Origin of the sequence: Mycobacterium sp. NPDC006124, from assembly GCF_040614235.1 — a bacterium.
Taxonomy (GTDB): domain Bacteria; phylum Actinomycetota; class Actinomycetes; order Mycobacteriales; family Mycobacteriaceae; genus Mycobacterium.
This window is the reverse complement of record NZ_JBEXUA010000004.1, coordinates 328,276-347,644: the sequence shown is the minus strand read 5'-3', so window position 1 is coordinate 347,644 and position 19,369 is coordinate 328,276. Positions and strand designations below refer to the sequence as shown.

15 protein-coding genes are annotated in these 19,369 nt (G+C 67.9%); 3 read left to right on the top strand and 12 right to left on the bottom strand.

What is annotated here, in order from left to right:
* Positions 1 to 90: 90 nt before the first annotated feature.
* On the top strand, positions 91 to 1,371 hold the full coding sequence (gene clpX, locus ABZ195_RS11305; protein ID WP_149483153.1) for an ATP-dependent Clp protease ATP-binding subunit ClpX: 1,281 nt from the start codon (positions 91 to 93) through the stop codon (positions 1,369 to 1,371).
* A 64-nt stretch (positions 1,372 to 1,435) separates the two neighbouring features.
* On the opposite strand, the gene cynS is transcribed toward clpX, so the two are convergent.
* The 4 genes from cynS to ABZ195_RS11285 are packed head-to-tail and all read right to left on the bottom strand — an operon-like array spanning position 1,436 to position 6,192.
* A complete protein-coding gene (gene cynS, locus ABZ195_RS11300) occupies positions 1,436 to 1,891 on the bottom strand; it encodes a cyanase (protein WP_355217618.1) in 456 nt (151 codons plus the stop codon).
* A gap of 37 nt (positions 1,892 to 1,928) precedes the next feature.
* A complete protein-coding gene (gene fdhD / locus ABZ195_RS11295) occupies positions 1,929 to 2,753 on the bottom strand; it encodes a formate dehydrogenase accessory sulfurtransferase FdhD (protein ID WP_355217616.1) in 825 nt (274 codons plus the stop codon).
* Positions 2,746 to 5,100, bottom strand: coding sequence for an FdhF/YdeP family oxidoreductase (locus ABZ195_RS11290; protein WP_355217614.1), 2,355 nt, complete (start codon positions 5,098 to 5,100; stop codon positions 2,746 to 2,748). The genes fdhD and ABZ195_RS11290 overlap by 8 nt, the downstream gene beginning before the upstream one ends.
* A 9-nt stretch (positions 5,101 to 5,109) precedes the next feature.
* Positions 5,110 to 6,192 carry a YncE family protein gene (locus tag ABZ195_RS11285; RefSeq protein ID WP_355217613.1) on the bottom strand — a complete coding sequence of 361 codons (1,083 nt, stop codon included), beginning with the start codon at positions 6,190 to 6,192 and terminating at the stop codon, positions 5,110 to 5,112.
* Positions 6,193 to 6,383: 191 nt separating this feature from the next.
* Here ABZ195_RS11285 and ABZ195_RS11280 point away from each other — a divergent pair, with 191 nt between their 5' ends.
* Positions 6,384 to 8,558, top strand: a complete 2,175-nt coding sequence (locus tag ABZ195_RS11280) for a glutamine synthetase III (protein WP_355217611.1) — start codon at positions 6,384 to 6,386, stop codon at positions 8,556 to 8,558.
* A 10-nt stretch (positions 8,559 to 8,568) separates the two neighbouring features.
* Here the strand turns inward: ABZ195_RS11280 and ABZ195_RS11275 are convergent, their stop codons facing one another.
* The gene (locus ABZ195_RS11275) at positions 8,569 to 9,360 is read right to left on the bottom strand and encodes an enoyl-CoA hydratase/isomerase family protein (protein WP_355217609.1); all 792 of its coding nucleotides are present in this window, start codon (positions 9,358 to 9,360) and stop codon (positions 8,569 to 8,571) included.
* Between the two features lie 205 nt (positions 9,361 to 9,565).
* On the opposite strand from ABZ195_RS11275, the gene ABZ195_RS11270 reads away from it, so the two are divergent.
* Complete coding sequence (locus tag ABZ195_RS11270) at positions 9,566 to 11,083, top strand: alpha/beta hydrolase (protein ID WP_355217607.1); 1,518 nt, start codon at positions 9,566 to 9,568, stop codon at positions 11,081 to 11,083.
* Positions 11,084 to 11,088: 5 nt separating this feature from the next.
* On the opposite strand, the gene ABZ195_RS11265 is transcribed toward ABZ195_RS11270, so the two are convergent.
* The 7 genes from ABZ195_RS11265 to iolC all read right to left on the bottom strand — a co-directional run bounded on the left by ABZ195_RS11265 (position 11,089) and on the right by iolC (position 19,225).
* Positions 11,089 to 12,069: an adenosine deaminase gene (locus ABZ195_RS11265; RefSeq protein ID WP_355217605.1), complete on the bottom strand. Its 981-nt coding sequence runs from the start codon at positions 12,067 to 12,069 to the stop codon at positions 11,089 to 11,091.
* A 90-nt stretch (positions 12,070 to 12,159) separates the two neighbouring features.
* Positions 12,160 to 13,650 carry a CoA-acylating methylmalonate-semialdehyde dehydrogenase gene (locus ABZ195_RS11260; RefSeq protein ID WP_355217603.1) on the bottom strand — a complete coding sequence of 497 codons (1,491 nt, stop codon included), beginning with the start codon at positions 13,648 to 13,650 and terminating at the stop codon, positions 12,160 to 12,162.
* Between the two features lie 8 nt (positions 13,651 to 13,658).
* Positions 13,659 to 14,534 (bottom strand): sugar phosphate isomerase/epimerase family protein, encoded by an 876-nt coding sequence (locus ABZ195_RS11255; protein ID WP_355217601.1) that lies wholly within the window; start codon positions 14,532 to 14,534, stop codon positions 13,659 to 13,661.
* On the bottom strand, positions 14,531 to 16,495 hold the full coding sequence (gene iolD, locus ABZ195_RS11250; protein WP_355217599.1) for a 3D-(3,5/4)-trihydroxycyclohexane-1,2-dione acylhydrolase (decyclizing): 1,965 nt from the start codon (positions 16,493 to 16,495) through the stop codon (positions 14,531 to 14,533). Before iolD ends, ABZ195_RS11255 begins: the two co-directional genes overlap by 4 nt.
* Before the next feature lie 2 nt (positions 16,496 to 16,497).
* Positions 16,498 to 17,367, bottom strand: a complete 870-nt coding sequence (iolB, locus tag ABZ195_RS11245; protein WP_355217597.1) for a 5-deoxy-glucuronate isomerase — start codon at positions 17,365 to 17,367, stop codon at positions 16,498 to 16,500.
* 3 nt (positions 17,368 to 17,370) lie between these two features.
* Complete coding sequence (locus tag ABZ195_RS11240; protein WP_355217595.1) at positions 17,371 to 18,261, bottom strand: aldolase; 891 nt, start codon at positions 18,259 to 18,261, stop codon at positions 17,371 to 17,373.
* Complete coding sequence (gene iolC / locus ABZ195_RS11235) at positions 18,254 to 19,225, bottom strand: 5-dehydro-2-deoxygluconokinase (protein WP_355217593.1); 972 nt, start codon at positions 19,223 to 19,225, stop codon at positions 18,254 to 18,256. The genes ABZ195_RS11240 and iolC overlap by 8 nt, the downstream gene beginning before the upstream one ends.
* Between the last annotated feature and the right edge of the window lie 144 nt (positions 19,226 to 19,369).

The following is a 19,369-nucleotide window of genomic DNA, read 5'->3' as shown; positions in this document are numbered from 1 at the left end:
AGGATACGGGTAGCGTCGGGAGAAACCCCGAGGTGAGCTTGCACACCGAGACATACCGACGGCGATCAGGAAAGTAGGGCCGCAGGGACAATGGCGCGCATCGGAGACGGCGGCGACTTGCTGAAGTGCTCGTTCTGTGGAAAGAGCCAAAAGCAGGTCAAGAAGCTCATCGCGGGCCCAGGGGTGTACATCTGCGACGAGTGCATCGATCTGTGCAACGAGATCATCGAAGAAGAACTCGCCGACGCCGACGACGTCAAGCTAGACGAGCTGCCCAAGCCTGCCGAGATCCGCGAGTTCCTCGAGGGTTACGTCATCGGTCAGGACACGGCCAAGCGCACCCTCGCGGTCGCGGTCTACAACCACTACAAGCGCATCCAGGCCCAGGAGAAGTCGCGCGATTCGCGTGCCGAGCCCGTCGAACTGGCCAAGTCCAACATCCTGATGCTCGGACCCACCGGCTGCGGCAAGACCTACCTGGCGCAGACGCTGGCCAAGATGCTCAACGTCCCGTTCGCCATCGCAGACGCCACCGCCCTGACCGAGGCCGGTTACGTCGGTGAGGACGTCGAGAACATCCTCCTCAAGCTGATCCAGGCCGCCGACTACGACGTCAAGCGCGCCGAGACCGGCATCATCTACATCGACGAGGTCGACAAGATCGCCCGCAAGAGCGAGAACCCCTCCATCACGCGCGACGTGTCCGGTGAGGGTGTGCAGCAGGCGTTGCTGAAGATCCTCGAGGGCACGCAGGCGTCGGTGCCCCCGCAGGGCGGCCGCAAGCACCCGCACCAGGAATTCATCCAGATCGACACCACCAACGTGCTGTTCATCGTCGCCGGTGCGTTCGCCGGCCTGGAGCGCATCGTCTCCGACCGCGTCGGCAAGCGCGGTCTGGGCTTCGGTGCCGAGGTCCGCAGCAAGGCCGAGATCGACACTCAGGACCACTTCGCCGAGGTCATGCCCGAGGACCTCATCAAGTTCGGCCTGATTCCGGAGTTCATCGGCCGGCTGCCGGTCGTGGCATCGGTGACCAACCTGGACAAGGAATCCTTGGTCACCATCCTCTCGCAGCCCAAGAACGCGCTGGTCAAGCAGTACAGCCGGCTGTTCGAGATGGACGGCGTGGAGTTGGAGTTCACCCCGGACGCCCTCGACGCCATCGCCGACCAGGCGATCCACCGTGGCACCGGCGCCCGCGGACTGCGCGCCATCATGGAGGAAGTCCTGCTCCCGGTGATGTACGACATTCCCAGCCGCGACGACGTCGCCAAGGTGGTCGTCACCAAGGAGACCGTCGAGGACAACGTCCTACCGACGATCGTGCCCCGCAAGCCTCCCCGCGCGGAACGCCGCGAGAAGAGCGCCTAGCCTTCCAGACAGCAGTCAGAGTCGTGAGTCCACGTGATTCACGACCCTGACTGCTGTCTGGGGGCTACTCGACGGCTTGGTTCCACTCGTAGGCCAAGAACTTCCCGTCCAGCGTCACCACCACGCGGTCTCCGCCGGGATGCGGCTTCTTCTCGACCTCGACGCTGAAGTTGATGGCGCTCATGATGCCGTCGCCGAACTGCTCGTGGATGATCTCCTTGATCGCTCCGCCGTAGACCGAGAGCGCTTCGTAGAACCGGTACACGGTCGGGTCGGTGGGCACCGCGGCTTCGAAGCCGCCGCGCATCGGCACGGCTGCGAGCACGGGTACCGCCGCGTCGTCGAGCCCGAGCAGCGCGGCCAGGACGGTGCCGACCTCGCGAGGAATCGGATGCTGGCCGAGCAGCGCCGCGGTCGTCCACATCAATGGGCGGTCGACGGCGTCGGCGAGCTGCTGCCACGTCAACCCCTTGGCGAGGCGCGCTGCGATGATCTGCTGGGTGATCTCGTCTCTGGTCATGACTGCCAGGGGATCACAGATGCGACGGGTGCGCTCGTCAGTGCTTGACGCGATCCTGGCGGGTGTAGACGTTCATGGAACTCCCGCGCAGGAACGCCACCAGGGTCAGGCCGGCCTGGGCGGCCAGGTCGACGGCGAGCGAGGACGGCGCCGACACCGCGGCGAGGACGGGAATGCCCGCCATCACGGCCTTTTGGGTCAACTCGAACGACGCGCGTCCGCTGACCAGCAGGACCGTGCCCGTCAACGGGATTCGGTCGTTCTCCACGGCCCACCCGATGACCTTGTCGACGGCGTTGTGCCGGCCCACGTCCTCGCGGACGACGAGCATGGTGCCGTCGGCGTCGAACAGGGCGGCGCCGTGTAGTCCGCCGGTGGTGGCGAAGATCTTCTGGGCGTGACGTAGCTGAGTCGGCATGTCCGCCAACGTCTCCGACGCCACCACGGTCGGGTCGTCGCCGGGGGAGTGGCGGCTGATGAGCCGGATGGCGTCGATCGAGCCCTTGCCGCATACCCCGCATGAGGAGGTGGTGTAGAAGTTGCGGGTCACGTCGAGACTGGGCGTCGCGACGCCGGGCGCCAAGGTCACGTCGAGCACGTTGTAGGTGTTCATGCCGTCCTCGCCGGCTCCCCGGCAGTACTGGACGGCGAGGATGTCGGCGCGCCCACCGATCACACCCTCGGTCAGCAGGAAACCTTGTGCCAGTTCGACGTCGGACCCCGGCGTGCGCATGGTCACGCTGATCGCGGCGCCGTTGACGCGAATCTCCATCGGTTCCTCGACGGCGAGCGTCTCGGGTCTGGCGCTCGCACCGTCGGCGGTCAGGTGGTTGGCCCGGCGGCGGGCGGTGACCCTACCCATTGGCGGCGACCGGAACTCGTGCTTCGAGCCGGATGGTGACGGCCTTGGACACCGGCGTGTTCGAGCGGGCGGCCACGTGGTCCAGCGCGACCAGCGCATTGGTCTCGGGGTAGTAGGCGGCGGCGTTGCCGCTCGGCGTGGAGTATCCGACGATCAGGAAGTCCTCGGCCCGTCGCTCCTCGACTTCCCCGGTGGCACCGACGAACTCGGAGACCAGGTCGACGCGGTCGCCGTCGGCGAACCCGAGCGAGGTGATGTCGGCGGGGTTGACGAAGACCACCCGGCGGCCGCCCTTGACGCCCCGGTAACGGTCGTCGAGCCCGTAGATCGTGGTGTTGTACTGATCGTGACTGCGTAGCGTCTGCAAAATCAGCCGGCCCTCCGGAACGGGGACCCACTCCAGCGGGTTGACCGCAAAGTTGGCCTTGCCGGTCGTGGTGGGAAATTCGCGCGAGTCCCGTGGCGGATGCGGCAATTGGAAGCCGTCGGGCTGACGGACCCTGCGGTTGTAGTCCTCGCAGCCGGGGACGACGGCGGCGATGGCGTCGCGGATGCGGTCGTAGTCGGCCTGCAACGCCTCCCACGGCACCGGGTGGTCGGCGCCCAACACCGCGCGGGCCAACTGGCAGATGATCGCCACCTCGCTGTGGACGTGCTCGCTCGGCGGTTGCAGGCTGCCTCGCGACAGATGGACCATCGACATCGAATCCTCGACGGACACTTGTTGTTTGGCGCCCGACTGGAGATCCTTGTCGGTGCGGCCCAGCGACGGCAGGATCAGTGCCGTGCGGCCGGTGGTCAGGTGGCTGCGGTTGAGCTTCGTCGAGACCTGCACCGTCAGGGAGCAATTCCGCAGCGCCGCCTCGGTCACCTCGGTGTCGGGGGTGGCCATGGCGAAGTTCCCGCCCATGCCCATGAACACCGATGCGCGGCCGTCGCGCATGGCGCGGATGGCGTCGACGGTGTCCATGCCGTGCGTGCGCGGGCTGACGATGTCGAATCGGGCGTCGAGCGCGGCGAGGAATGTCTCGGGCATCTGCTCCCAAATGCCCATCGTGCGGTCGCCTTGGACGTTGGAGTGCCCGCGGACGGGGCAGACCCCGGCGCCGGGCTTGCCCATCATGCCGCGCATCAGCAGCAGGTTCGTCAGCTCGGAGATCATCGGCACGGCGTGCCGGTGCTGGGTCAGGCCCATCGCCCAGCAGGCGACGGTCCGCTCGGAGTCGATCAGCATCCGGGCCACGCGTTCGAGCTGGGCGCGGTCGACGCCCGTCGCCTCCAGCACGGTGTCGAGGTCCACCGCGCGGGTCTGCGCCTCGTAGGCCTCGAAGTTCGCGCAGTGCTCGGCGACGAAGTCGCGGTCGACCACCGTTCCGGGCGCCGCGGTGTCGGCCTCCAGCAGCAGACGGCCCAGCCCGGCGAACAACGCCATGTCGCCGCCGAGGCGAATCTGCACGAATTCGTCGGCGATGCCGATGCCGTGGCCGACCACCCCGTGCACCTTCTGCGGATCCTTGAACCGCATCAGGCCCGCTTCGGGCAGCGGGTTGATCGCGATGATCTTGGCGCCGTTCTCCTTGGCCTTCTCCAGCACCGAGAGCATCCGCGGATGGTTGGTGCCGGGATTCTGCCCGGCGATGAGGATGACGTCGGCCTTCTCGAGGTCCTCGACGGTCACCGAGCCCTTGCCGATGCCGATGGAGTCGGTCAACGACGTGCCCGAGGACTCGTGGCACATGTTCGAGCAGTCGGGCAGGTTGTTGGTGCCGAAACTGCGGACCAGCAGTTGGTACAGGAACGCGGCTTCGTTGCTGGTTCGCCCGGAGGTGTAGAAGACGGCCTCGTCGGGGCTGTCGAGCGCGTTGAGGTGTTGGGCGATCACATGATTGGCGTGCTCCCAGCTGATCGGTCGGTAGTGGTCGTCCCCCTCCCGCAAGATCACCGGATGCGTCAATCGGCCCTGCTGGCTGAGCCAGTACTCGGGCTTGGAGGCCAGGTCGGCGATCGAGTGCCGGGCGAAGAAGTCGGGGGTGACGACGCGTTTGGTCGCCTCCTCGGCGACGGCCTTCGCGCCGTTCTCGCAGAACTCGGCGAACTTGCGGCCGCCGTGCTCCTCCGGCCACGCACAACCCGGGCAGTCGAAACCCTTGCGCTGGTTGAGCCGAACCAGTGCTGCCGCCGTGCGCAGCGGACCCATCGACGTCACCCCACGCTGCAGCGAGACCATCACGGCCTTCACCCCGGCCGCCTCGTGCTCCCGCCCGGTGGTGGCCACCGCGTGCTCGTCGTAGTCGACCGCGATGTCGCGACTGACGTCACGACCCGTCATGTGTCGCCGAATGCCCATCTCTCCAATCTAGGCCGGTGGTTCGACGATCTGAACCAGGCCGCCCGAAACGCCCGCGATGAACAGCCGGCCGGTCGTCGAATCCACGCCGAGGGTGTATGGATCTTGAATCGTGGCCAGCCGGGCCACCTCGCGCGGAGTGTCGGCGGCCATGTCGTAGCCGACGACCTCGTTGGTGGCCGAGGACGCGACCCACAGCCGATCCCGCGTGGGGTCATAGGCGATGCCGTACGGCGCCCCGGGCTGCGGCACGCTGGCCACCTCCCTTGGTTCGGTGCTGAAGACCCGCACCGCGTCGCCCCGCGTATCGGCGGCGACGTAGCGGCCGTGCTTGTCGGCCACCAGGTGCGTCGGCCCGGCGCCGGCCGGGGTCGACCCGACGATCGTGAGCGCGTCCGCGTCGTAGACGGTGAGGTCGTTCTTGCGGACGTCGAGCATGCCCATCAGATTGCCGACCGGTGCCATGCCCGCGGGCTGCACGCTGTCGGTGAAGACCTTGACGATGTCGTCACCACGGATGACCGTCGTCGTGCCGCCGTGCTCGTTGGCGACGAACACCGACCCGTTGGGCGCCTCGGAGGCGTCGTGCGGCACGGTGCCGGTGATGATCTGCGGCTCGGCGTTGCCGCCGGGCAGGTCGACGCGGACCAGGGCGTTGGCGCTCTCGACGGGGACCAGGACGGGGCCGCCCGGTTTGGCCAGCTGCAGGTGTCGCACGGCACCGGGCAGTGGCACCCGCTTGGTGATGTCGCCGGTGTCGGCGTTCATCAGCACGAGTTCGTAGGGGTTGCGCTTGGCGACGGCGACCGTGCGGGTGACGGCATCGACGACGACTCCCTCGGGTGCGTCGCCGACGGGGACGACGCGACCGGGCGGGGTGCCGGCGGGGGCGGGCGCGCGACCGGGCTCAGCGGGTGGTGGCAGCGCGTCGGCTGGCGGTCGGGTGCCCTCGGTCGGCACGCCGGTGGGCAGCAGCCCTGTGGTGGTCGGGGTGGTCGACGGGGTGGTCTCGGCGACCGGCGGCGGGGGCGGGTTGCCCGCGCAGCCGGCAAGCAACGCGACCACCGAGACCAACGCGAGGAGCATCTTCATTCCGATCACCTACCCTCCGTTGCCGAGTGTGAGCGTCCTGGCGGCCATCGGTAAGAATTTCGCCACGAGACCCACGCTCGGCGCCGTCTTCTGTCGGTGACGCCGGCGTAACGATCCCGGAACACGGCGTTCCTATCGTGGGCCGTCAGTTCGCAAACGGTTGCGGACGTGCGCGGGGAAGAGGAACTCCATTGAGCGGAAACGCGGTCCGTCTGCAGGCGATCAACAACGTCGAGGCCTACGTGCCTCCTGCGTTCAGCTTCGACCCCACCGAGGCACCCGGTGAGATCTGGGGCGCCAACGTCTTCACGTTGGCCGAGATGCGGTTGCGGTTGCCGAAGGCGGCCTACAAGTCCGTCGTCGCGACGATCGAGAAGGGCGCCAAGCTCGACCCCGCGATCGCCGACTCCGTGGCCTCGGTGATGAAGGACTGGGCGCTGAGCAAGGGCGCCACCCACTACGCCCACGTGTTCTACCCGATGACGGGGTTGACGGCCGAGAAGCACGACAGCTTCCTCGAACCCGTCGGCGACGGTCAGACACTGGCCGAGTTCGCGGGCAAGACCCTCATTCAGGGCGAGCCCGATGCGTCGAGCTTCCCGTCGGGCGGCCTGCGCAGCACCTTCGAGGCACGCGGCTACACCGGGTGGGACGTCACCAGCCCGGCGTACATCCTGGAGAACTCCAACGGCAACACGCTGTGCATCCCGACGGTCTTCGTCTCGATGACCGGTGAGGCACTGGACTACAAGACGCCGCTGCTGCGCAGCCAGCAGGCGATGGGCGCCCAGGCCGAGCGCATCCTGAAGCTGTTCGGCCACGAGGACTTCGACCACATCGTGTCGTTCTGCGGTCCCGAGCAGGAGTACTTCCTCGTCGACCGGCACTTCTTCCTCGCCCGCCCCGACCTGATCAACGCCGGGCGCACGCTCTTCGGCGCCAAGCCGCCCAAGGGCCAGGAGTTCGACGACCACTACTTCGGGGCGATCCCGGACCGCGTGCTCGGCTTCATGATGGACACCGAGCGTGAGCTCTTCAAGCTCGGCATCCCGGCCAAGACCCGCCACAACGAGGTTGCCCCAGGGCAATTCGAGATCGCGCCGATGTTCGAGCGCGCCAACATCGCCGCCGACCACCAGCAGTTGCTGATGACGACGTTCAAGTCCATCGCCAAGAAGCACGGCATGGAGTGCCTCTTCCACGAGAAGCCGTTCGCCGGTGTCAACGGCTCGGGCAAGCACGTCAACTTCTCGCTGGGCAACGCTCAGTTCGGCAGCCTGCTGGTGCCGGGTGACACTCCGCACGAGAACGCACAGTTCCTGGTGTTCTGCGCCGCGGTCATCCGCGCGGTGCACAAGTTCGCCGGCCTGCTGCGGGTGTCGGTGGCCTCGGCCACCAACGACCACCGGCTCGGCGCGAACGAGGCTCCGCCGGCGATCATCTCGATCTTCCTCGGGGACCAACTGGCCGATGTGTTCGACCAGATCGCCAAGGGCGCGGCGACGTCGTCGAAGGGCAAGGGCACCATGATCATCGGCGTCGACACGCTGCCGGTGCTGCCCACCGACCCCGGTGACCGCAACCGCACCAGCCCGTTTGCGTTCACCGGCAACAGGTTCGAGTTCCGTGCGCCGGGCTCCGGTCAGACCATCAACGTCCCGATGATCATCCTCAACACGATCATGGCCGACTCGCTGGACTACATGGCGACGTGGCTGGAGAAGGCCGTAGGCGACGGCGAGGACTTCGACCAGTCGGTGCAGAAGCTGCTCACCGAGATCATCACCGAGCACGGCGCGGTCGTGTTCAACGGCGACGGCTACTCCGAGAACTGGCAGACCGAGGCCGCGACGCGCGGGCTGCCGAACCTCAAGACGACCCTCGACGCCATCCCGGAGTTGGGCAAGCCCGAGGCCATCGAGGTCTTCGAGAAGTACGGCGTCTTCACCGCCCGCGAACTGCACTCCCGCGAGGAGGTCCGCTACGAGACCTACGCGTTGACCGTCAACGTCGAGGCGAAGCTGACGCTGGAACTGGGGTCGACGGTGATTCTGCCTGCGGCCGTTCGGTATCAGACCGAGTTGGCGTCCAACGTGGCGACCCTGAAGGCGGCGGGCGTCGAGGCCGACACCACCTTGCTGCAGATGGTCTCGACGCCGATCTCGGAGCTGACGGCCGCGTTGGGGTCGCTCAAGGCCGCGATGGACGCCCACGGCGGTGACACCGCCGCCGAGGAGGCTGCGCACGCGCAGAGCCTGCTGGGTCTGATGGACGCGGTCCGGGCGGCCGCCGACACGCTGGAAGGCGTCGTGGCCGACGATCTGTGGCCGCTGCCGACATATCAGGAGATGCTCTACATCCTCTGACATCGGGTGCCTACCGCCCCTGGTAGGTCGCCTTGCCCGGTCCGTTCTCGAGGAAGCTCGTGACGGCGCGCCTGAGGTCGTCGGTGGCGAACAGCGCACCCGACACCTCGGGGGTGACGGCGTCGGCGTGACCGACACCGCCCGAGCGCCACGCCGCCACGATCTGCTTGGTGGCGGCGTGTGCCTTAGTCGGTCCGTCGGCCAGACGGTCGGTCAACGCGCGGGCCGCCGACTCGACGTCGTCGTGCACGGCGTTCACCACGCCCCACGCCGCCATCGTGGCCGCGTCGTACACGTCGCCCGTCATGACCAACTCCCGGGCCCGCCCCGATCCGGCGCGCTCGGCGAGACGCTGCGGTCCGCCCATGGACGGTGTCAGCCCGACGACGGTCTCGACGAGCCCGAACTTGGCGCGCGGCCCGGCCAGGATGACGTCGCAGGCCAGTGCGATCTCGAACGCCGCGGTCAGCGTCAGGCCGTGCGCGGCGAACACGACGGGGCAGGGCAGCGCCTCGATGGGCGCGATGATCTGGTTGAACAGCGTGCGCCACAGGTCGGCGCCCTGCTGCTCGGTCAAGCCCTCGAAGACGTGAACGTCGACGCCCGCAGAGTTCACCTTGCCCTCGGCGCGCAGCAGCACGGCGCGGGGTGGGTTGGCGACGAGTTCTGCGACGTTGGCCGCCAGCGAGTCGAACATGGCCTGGTCGAAGAGATTCAACGGGCCGTGGTCGAAGGTCAGGGTGGCCAGTTCGGCACCCGACGGGGTAGCGGATCGAATGACGGTGGTGGGTTCAGTCGGCACGGCGTCAGCGTGTCATCCCACGAGGCGGCGTGCCCGGGGAGGTCGACTCAACCGCGGACCTCGACCATCCCCTGATGGTCCTGACTCTGGCCGTGGCGACATACCCGCCCACGGCGCGGTTGACGCGCCGGTGTGCCACGGTCGCCAGGTTCTCCCAGGTGTCCCTGGCAGCATGGGGCCGATGAGCTGGAATCACCGTCGCGGCGTGGGTCGGTCAGTGTTCGTCTTGGCGGCCGTGACCGTCCTCGGCCTCGCCACGGCAGGTTGCGGCGGCACCGTCGGCGGCAAGCCCGAGGCCGGTGCCCAGCGTGCCGGTGAGACCGTGCAGTGGGGCCCGTGTCAGGTGGTGTCCGGGGGCGGCGACGCACAGCTCCCGAAGGACGCGCAGTGCGGAAAGCTCACGGTGCCCGTCGATTACGCGAAGCCCGACGCGGGCACCGCCGACCTGGCGTTGATCCGCTTTCCTGCCACCGGCGAGAAGATCGGGTCGCTGATGGTCAACCCGGGCGGTCCGGGGGAGTCGGGGGTCGACGCCGCGCTGGGAATGCTTCAGAGCTTGCCGCCACAGATCCGCGAGCGATTCGACCTGGTCGGGTTCGACCCGCGCGGGATCGGGTCGTCGACGCCGGCGGTGCGCTGCAACTCCGACGCCGAGGCCGACGCCGAGCGCGCCGACCCGCAGGTCGACTACAGCCCCGCGGGTGTCGCCCGCATCGAGGACACCGAGAAGCAGTTCGTGCAGCGCTGCGTCGACCGGATGGGCAAGGAGTTCCTCGAGAACGTCGGAACTGCCAGCGTGGTCAAGGATCTCGACGCGCTGCGCGCGGCGGTCGGCGACGAGAAGCTGACCTACCTGGGTTACTCCTACGGCACGCTGATCGGCTCGGCCTATGCCGAGGCCTACCCCGACAAGGTGCGCGCGATGATCCTCGACGGCGCCGTCGATCCCGATGCCGACCCGGTCGTGGCCGAGGTCAACCAGGCAGCCGGCTTCCAGAAGGCCTTCGACGACTACGCCGCGGATTGCGCGAAGAAGCCCACCTGCCCGCTCGGCACCGACCCGGCCAAGGCCGTCGACGAATACCACCACCTGGTCGACCCGCTGGTGGCCAAGCCGGCGCCGACCCACGATCCGCGGGGACTGAGCTACGGCGACGCGATCACCGGCACCACGATGGCGCTGTACTCGCCGAGCACGTGGGGGCACCTGACCGATGGGCTGACCGAACTCGCGCAGGGGCACGGCGACACGCTGTTGGCACTGGCCGACGACTACTCCGAACGCGACCCGCAGGGTCACTATGCGAACTCCAGCGACGCGCAGATCGCCGTCACGTGCGTCGACCGGCCGCCCGTCACCGACCGGGCCAAGGTCGTCGACGAGGACCGCCAAGTGCGAAAGGTGGCTCCCTTCATGAGCTATGGGCCGTTCACCGGCAACGCCCCGCTCGACGACTGCGCGTTCTGGCCCGTGCCGCCGACGGGGACGCCCCATACGGCCGCCGCACCCGGTCTGCCGCCCGTCCTGGTGGTGTCGACGACGCACGATCCGGCGACCCCTTATCAGGCCGGGGTCAACCTGGCCAAGGAACTGCACGGCGCGTTGCTGACCTTCGACGGCACGCAACACACCGTGGTGTTCGAGGGAAACTCTTGCGTCGACGAGGCGGCCACCAAGTACCTCGTCGACCTCACCGTGCCCGCGGCGGGCGCGACGTGCTGACGGGGCTAGCCCGTCTCGATCTCGGCGAGCAACTCGGCCTTGCGCGCGTCGTCGGCGAATGAGGCCGTGACGGAGTTGCGCGCCAACGTCGTCAGCGCCGCGTCGTCGAGGCCCAGCGCGTCGCGCACCGCGGTCACGTTGTCGTCGAGGTAGCCGCCGAAGTACGCGGGGTCGTCGGAGTTGACCGAGACGTTGAGCCCCCTCTGGAGCATGACGGGCAGCGGGTGGTCGGCGATGTCGTCGACGACGCGCAGTCGCACGTTGGACAACGGGCACACCGTAAGCGGCGTCCGATCGGTGACCAGGCGCTCGACGAGGGCGTCGTCCTCCAGGCAGCGGATGCCGTGGTCGACGCGCTCGACGCCAAGCAGGTCCAACGCCTCCCAGATGTAGGCGGGCGGACCTTCCTCACCGGCGTGCGCCACCAGGTGCAGACCCTCGGCACGTGCCCTGGCGAAGACGTCGACGAACTTCGACGGGGGATGCCCGACCTCGGCGGAGTCCAGTCCGATTCCGAGGATCGGCTTGCCAAGTGCGACAACGGCATCCAGGACGTCCATCGCAGACTGGGCGCTGTGGTCGCGCAGCATCGCGATGATCAGGCCGCTGCTGACGCCGTGGTTCGTCAGCGACGACGCCAGCGCCGTCGAGACGCCGTCCATCACCTCCTCGAGGGCGATCCCACGGCTCAGGTGGGCCTGGGGGTCGAGGAAGACCTCGGCGTGCCGGACCCCGGCGCGGGCGGCCCTGGCGAGGTAGGCGTCGGTCATCTCGGCGAAGTCGGCCGCGGTCTGCAGCGTGGCCATGTTGGCGTAGTACAGGTTCAGGAACGACTGCAGGTCGGAGAAATCGTACTGCGCCGAGAGCTCGTCGACGTCGGCGTAGGGCAGCTCGATCCGGTTGCGCTCGGCGAGGCGCAGGATGGTCTCCGGTTCGAGGGTGCCCTCGAGGTGCAGGTGCAGTTCGGCGAATGGCATGGGGACCATCCCATCACAGCGCCGCCAGCGTCGAGTGTGCGGTGAGATCGGGATTTCACCCGATTTGGCGATCTCACCGCACACTCGACGGGGTGAAGGCTAGGCGTTCTGCGGGAAGCCCAGCTCGATGCCGCCGTGGCTGGGATCGAGCCAGCGGCTGGTGACGGCCTTGCCGCGGGTGAAGAAGTGCACACCCTCCGTACCATGGGCGTGGCTGTCGCCGAACAGCGAGGCCTTCCAGCCGCCAAAGCTGAAGTACGCCATGGGAACCGGGATGGGTACGTTGATGCCGATCATCCCGACCTCGACCTCGTTCTGGAACCGCCGCGCGGCGCCGCCGTCATTGGTGAAGATGGCGGTGCCGTTGCCGTAGGGATTGGAGTTGATGAGTTCCAGTGCCTCGTCGTAGGTTTCGACGCGGATGACCGACAGGACCGGACCGAAGATCTCGTCGGTGTAGACACTCATCTCGGGGGTGACGTGGTCGATGAGCGTGGGGCCTAGCCAGAAGCCGTCCTGCCCGCCGTCGGCGGAGACGTTGCGGCCGTCGACGACGATCTTTGCCCCGTCGGCCTCACCGGCGTCGATGTAGGAGGCCACCTTGTCGCGGTGGGCCTTGGTGACCAGCGGTCCCATGTCGGTGTCCTTGGTGCCGTCACCGATCTTCAACGGCGTCGTGCGCTCGGCGATCTTGGCGACGAGGTCGTCGGCGATCGGGCCGACCGCCACGCACGCGGAGATGGCCATGCAACGTTCACCCGCCGAGCCGAAGCCGGCGTTGACCATCGAATCCGCGGCCAAGTCGAGGTCGGCGTCGGGCAGGATCACCGCGTGGTTCTTCGCGCCGCCGAGAGCCTGGACGCGCTTGCCCGCGGCGGTGCCGGTGGCGTAGACGTATTGCGCGATGGGCGTCGAGCCGACGAAGCTCACCGACTTGACGGCCTTGTTGGTCAACAGCTCGTCGACGACGGTCTTGTCGCCCTGCAGCACGTTGAAGACGCCGGCGGGCAGGCCGGCCTCCTTCCACAGTTCGGCCAGCCACAGCGAGGCGGTGGGGTCCTTCTCCGACGGCTTGAGCACGACGGTGTTGCCGGTGGCGATGGCGATGGGGAAGAACCACATCGGCACCATGGCCGGGAAGTTGAACGGAGAGATGATCGCCACCGGTCCCAATGGCTGACGGATCGAGTAGACGTCGACGTTGGTCGAGGCGTTCTCGGTGAACCCGCCCTTGAGCAGATGCGGAATGCCGCAGGCGAATTCGACGACTTCCTGGCCGCGGCTGACTTCACCGAGGGCGTCGGAGACGACCTTGCCGTGCTCGCTGGTGATGATCTCGGCCAGCTCACCCTTGCGGGCGTTGAGCAGCTCTCGGAAGGCGAACAGGATGCTGGTGCGCTTGGCCAGGCTGGTGTCGCGCCAGGCGGGGAAGGCCGCGGCCGCCGCGTCGATCACCGTGCGGGCGTCGGAGACGCTGCCGAGGACGACCTGACCGGTGACCTGGCCGGTCGCGGGATTGGTGACGGGGGCGGTGGCGGAGCCGTCACCGAAGAACGCCTCGTTGTCGAGCCAGTGGCCGATGGTGGTCATGTCGTTTCTCATTTCGTGTACTTGGTGACGTAGTCGGTCATGGTGGCGAGCTGGTAACGCGACACCTCGTGGGCGTTCTCGTCCTCGGCGAATACCGAGGACACCATCACGGTGTCGGGGCGGTCGTAGAAGCCGATCTCGGCGAGGCCGGAGAAGAACTGATCCCAGTCGACGTCGCCGTCACCGATCTTGAGGTGCTGATGCACCCGGGCGGCGTTGCCCGGAGGGTTGGTGATGTACCGAAGTCCATGGCTGCGATGATGATCCATGGTGTCGGCGACGTGCACCAGGCGGAGCTTGTCGCCCGCAGCCCTCATGATCGCGGTCATGTCGCCTCCCATGTGGAAGGAGTGACACGCGACGTACACCATGCCGAGGTTGGGGGAGTTGACGCCGCGGATGATCCGGACTGCTTCCAGGCCGTCCTCGACGAAGTCGTCGGGATGCGGGTCGACGCGGACGTCGATGCCCTCGCGCTCGAAGATCGGCATCAGTTCCTCCATGGACCGGAAGAACGCCCGCTCGGATTCCTCGGCGCGTTCGGGCCGGCCGGAGAATTCGGTGTTGATCACGTCGACGCCGAGGTCGACGGTGATCTGGATGACGCGTTTCCAGTTCCGCACGGCCGCCTCGCGGGCGTCCTCGTCGGGACCCGACCAGCGCAGCACCGGCAGGACCGAGGCGATGCCCACGTTCGCGTGCTCGCACGCCTTGCGGAACTTGGCCACCAGGTCGTCGTCGGCCCGCGGGTGGTTGAAGAACGGGATGAAGTCCCGGTGCGGGGTGAGCTGCAGGTACTCGAAGCCCAATTCGGCCACCACGCGCGGGAATTCGAGCAGCTCGTAGTCGTGGTGGAACGGGGTCGGGTCCAGTGCGATCTTCATGACGATGCCTCAGAGCTGTCGGAGGGGCGGAGATGAGGTCGCTGGATCTTCTTCCAGTCGGCATACCGCTCGTAGGCGGTTTGGGTCGACTCGAGGGTGGATGTCTCCGAGACCGGTACGTCCCACCAGGATTCGCTATCGGGGGCGAAGATCATCGGGTCGGTCTCGACGTGGATCACGGTCGTGCGATCGCTGGCCTTGGCGACCTTGACCGCGTCGGTGAACTCGGCGGCGGTGACCACGCGGATCACGTCGGCGCCGAGGCTGGCGGCGTTGGCGGCCAGGTCGACGGGGAGCTTGTCGCCGTCGAGCCGGCCGTCGTCACTGCGGTAGCGGTACGAGGTGCCAAAGCGCTGCGATCCCAACGACTCCGAGAGCCCGCCGATGGAGGCGAAGCCGTGGTTCTGCACCAGCACCACGATGACCTTGACGTTCTCCTGCACCGCGGTCACCAGTTCGGTGGCCATCATCAGGTACGAGCCGTCGCCGACCATGACGAACACGTCGCGGTCCGGCTCGGCCATCTTGGCGCCGATGCCGCCGGCCACCTCGTATCCCATGCAGGAGTAGCCGTATTCGACGTGATAACCCTTGCGGTCCCGGGTGCGCCAGAGCTTGTGCAGGTCCCCCGGCATCGAACCGGCGGCGCAGACCACGACGTCGCGGGGATCCGAGAGCGTGTTGACCAGGCCGATCACCTGGTTCTGGTTCAGCGCCACGTCGTCGTCGAGTTTGTACACCGCGGAAACGGTGTCGTCCCATTTCCCCGCGAGATCGGCCGTCCGCGTGCGGTATTCGTCACTCACGGAGTAGTCGCCCAGCGCAACGCCGAGCGATTCGATGGCCTCGCGGGCGTCGGAGACGACGCTGACCCCGCCCTGCTTGACCGAGTCGATCGACGCGACGTTGACGTTGACGAACTTCACGTCGGGATTGTTGAACGCGGTCCGCGAGGCGCTGGTGAAATCGCTGTAGCGGGTGCCGATTCCGATGACCACGTCGGCCTCGGTGGCCAGCGCGTTGGCCGCGGTGGTACCGGTGGAGCCGATGGCCCCGACCGACTGCGGATGGTCGTAGGGCAGGGACCCCTTGCCGGCCTGGCTCTGACCGACCGGGATGCCGGTCTTCTCGCAGAACGTGGCCAGCGCATCGGTGGCGTCGGAGTAGATGACGCCACCGCCGGCGACGATCAGAGGCTTCTTGGCCGACCGGATGACGTCGGCCGCCCGGGCGATCACCGATCGCTCGGGCAGCGGGCGGGCCACGTGCCAGGTGCGTTCGGCGAACAGCGATTCCGGCCAGTCGTGGGCCTCGGCCTGGACGTCCTGCGGGATCGACACGGTCGCCGCGCCCGTCTCGACGGGATCGGTCAGCACCCGCATGGCGCCCAGCAGGGCGGCGGGCAGCTGCTCGGGTCGCCACACCCGGTCGAAGTACCGCGACAGCGGCTTGAACGCGTCGTTGACGGTGACGTCGCCGGAGGACGGCAGTTCGAGTTCCTGCAGCACGGGGGAACTGACCCTGGTGGCGAAGGTGTCGGCCGGCAACAGCAGCACCGGCAACCGGTTGATGGTCGCCAGCGCGGCGCCGGTCAGCATGTTGGTCGACCCGGGTCCGACGCTGGCGGTGACGGCCCACGTCTGCAGTCGGTCCTTCTGGCGCGCATAGGCAACCGCGCTGTGCACCATCGCCTGCTCGTTGCGGCCGAGTACGTAGCGCAGAGACGGCTCGGAACCAGCCGTGGCTGCATCGATTTCGTCCTGCAGCAGCGCCTGGCCGAGGCCGGCGACGTTGCCGTGCCCGAAGATGCCGAACGCGCCGGCGAAGAACTTCGTGCGGATGCCGTCATGCTCGACGTACTGGTTGCCGAGGAAGCGAACGGTGGCCTGGGCGACGGTGAGTCGCACGGTCGCCTCGCTGTCGGCGACCTTCTCGGCGCGCTTGGGTGCGGTGGACACCATGGTCAGGCTCCTCTCGGGGCGTGCAGGGGAAGGCGGGGATCGACCGCCTGGTCGTCCCAGGTGCCGCGGAGCCACGCGTGCTCCGGGTCGTCGACGATCTTCCAGGCGCGCTCGACGCCCGGTCCGGCCATCACGTTGAGGTAGTACATGTGGTAGCCGGGGGCGGCGACCGACGGGCCGTGGTAGCCGTGCGGCACCAGCACGACGTCACCGGTGCGCACCTCTTCGAGCACCTCGATCGGGCGGTCGGGCCTGCCGTACACCCGGTGGTAGCCGAAGCCGCGTGAACCGTCCGGGCCCCCGTCGATCTCGAAGTAGTAGATCTCCTCGAGTTCGCTTTCTGTCGCGGTGTTCTCGTCGTGCTTGTGGGCGGGGTAGCTCGACCAGTTGCCGCCGGGGGTGATGACCTCGCAGGCGATCAAGGAGTCGGCCTCGAAGACGCCCGCGGTGCCGAAGTTGTGCACCTGCCTGCTGCAGTTCCCCGCGCCGCGCAGTTCGACCGACACGTCGGCGGCGGCGACCCGTCGGTTGGGGAAGGAGTTCTTGGCGCGCGCTCCGCAGATGGCGAAGCGACCCTCGCCCGCGAGCACGTAGGTCTGGCCGATGCCGAGGTACACCATGTCCGACGGGCCGTCGAACACCGATGCGCGCGGTGCCAATTCGAAGGTGACGCCATCGCACTCGACGGTGCCGCCGCCGGCCAGCGGCAGGATCATCACCTCGGTGCCGCCGGTGTGAAGCTCGGCGGATTGACTGTCGTCCAATTCGATTATCTGCAAGGAGGATTCGGTCCAGCCGGCAGATTTTGGGGTGACGTCGACCGTGTAGGGCAGCTCGGCGCTGCGGGCTGGGATGTAGAGGTCGCTGTGCATGCGCTACCTCACCATCGAGACGGCCGTGGCGACGGCGGAGCTCACGTCGTCGTCGGCGGGGTAGAGCAGCGTGCGTCCGACGATGAGTCCTCGTACCGAGGGCAGGCCCAGGGCCTTCTCCCAGGAGGCGAACGCCTCGTCGGGGTCCGCGGGATCGCCACCCAGGAGCAACGTCGGCATGGTGGTGGACTCCATCACGCGGTCCATCTCGGGCACCACGGGCAGCTTCATCCACGTGTAGGCCGAGGTCGAGCCGAGACCCTGGCAGATGTGCACGGACTTGATGACGGCGTCGGGGCTCAGGTCGTTCTGGACCTTGCCGCCGACGCGGCTGGACATGAACGGCTCGAGCATGGCGATGAGGCCGCGGGCGGCGAGCTCGTCGACGGCCTGGGCGCACGCCGTCATGGTCGCGACGGTACCGGGATCGTCGAGAGCGATGCGGCACAACATCTTTCCACCGTTCATCTTCGCGGCCGCGGTCGACTCGGGAGTTGCCCCAGTCATCCTGTCGTCCAGTTCGAACGCCGCGCCGGCCAGGCCGCCGCGGTTGAACGAGGAGAAGACCACCTTGTCCTCGAGCGCGCCGAGCAGCAGCAGGTCGTCGAGGATGTCCGAGGTCGCCAGCACACCGTCGACGCCGGGTTCGGCGAGTGCGGCCCGAAGTCGGTCGAGCAGATCGGTGCGGCTGTTCATCGCGGTGGGACGGTTGCCGACCGCCAGTGCACCGCGGGCGGGGTGGTCGGCGGCGACGATCATCAGCCGGCCGTCGCCGCGCACGGTCGGACGCGTGGTCCTGGTGTCCCAGGCACGGGCGACCGCACCGGGGTCGGCGGCACGCAGATCGGTCACCTGGGCGTAGTCCCGGCACAGGGCGGTCTCGGTGCTAGACATTGACGGCCTCCTCGGCGGTCCGCTCGGCGAGTTCGGCGACCTCTGCGGCGGTGGGCATGGCGGTGGAGCATTCGAGCCGCGACGCCACGATGGCGCCGGCGGCGTTGGCGTAGCGCAGGGTCTTCTCCAGCGACCAACCGTGGAGCAGGCCGTGAATCAGGCTGCCGCCGAAGCTGTCTCCGGCACCGAGACCGTTGACGACGTCGACCTCGTTGGGCGGCACGGTCACCGAGGAGTGCTTGGTCTTGCCGAGCACGCCCCGGGGGCCCTGCTTGACGATCGCCAGTTCGACGCCGAGGTCGAGGAGGGCGTCGGCGGCCTTGTGCGGGTTGGTCTCGCCGACGGCGATCTCGCACTCCTCACGGTTGCCGACGGCCACGGTGACGTGGGCGAGCGCGCGCCGGACCTGTTCGGTCGCCGCGGCGGGGCTCTCCCAGAACATCGGCCGGTAGTCGAGGTCGAGTACCGTCAGCGGTGCGCGATTGCGGGCCTCCCACGCCGCGAAGTGCCCACTGCGGCTTGGCTCTTCGGACAATCCGGTCACCGTCGACCAGTACAGCCGCGCGGAGCGGACGGCCTCGGTGTCGATCTCCTCGGGCGTGACCTGCAGATCGGGTGCGCTGGGCTTGCGGTAGAAGTACAGGGGGAAGTCGTCGGGCGGGAAGATCTCGCAGAACGTCACCGGCGTCGGAAACGCATCATGGGTGGCGACGTAGCGGTTGTCGACCCCGAGGCGGGCCAATTCGGCGCGGACGTACCGGCCGAACGGATCGTCGCCGACGCCGGAGATCAGCGCCGCGGAATTGCCGAGTCGGGCGGCGGCGACCGTGACGTTGGCGGCGCTGCCGCCGAGGAACTTGCCGAAGGACTCGACGTCCTCGAGGCCGACGCCGATCTGCAGTGGGTAGACGTCGACGCCGCTGCGACCGATGGCCAGTACGTCGAAGGGCGATGAGGTGGACAAGTCGACTCCCGAGGCGGTTGGTGATGGACTCCCCAAGACTGTGCCTCGCGTCACTCACCTGTGTCAAGACTTTGTCCTGACATTCTGACTTGCCGTCATTACGGTGTTACCCTAATCACCACTTTGTCTGGTCATCCGAGGCTG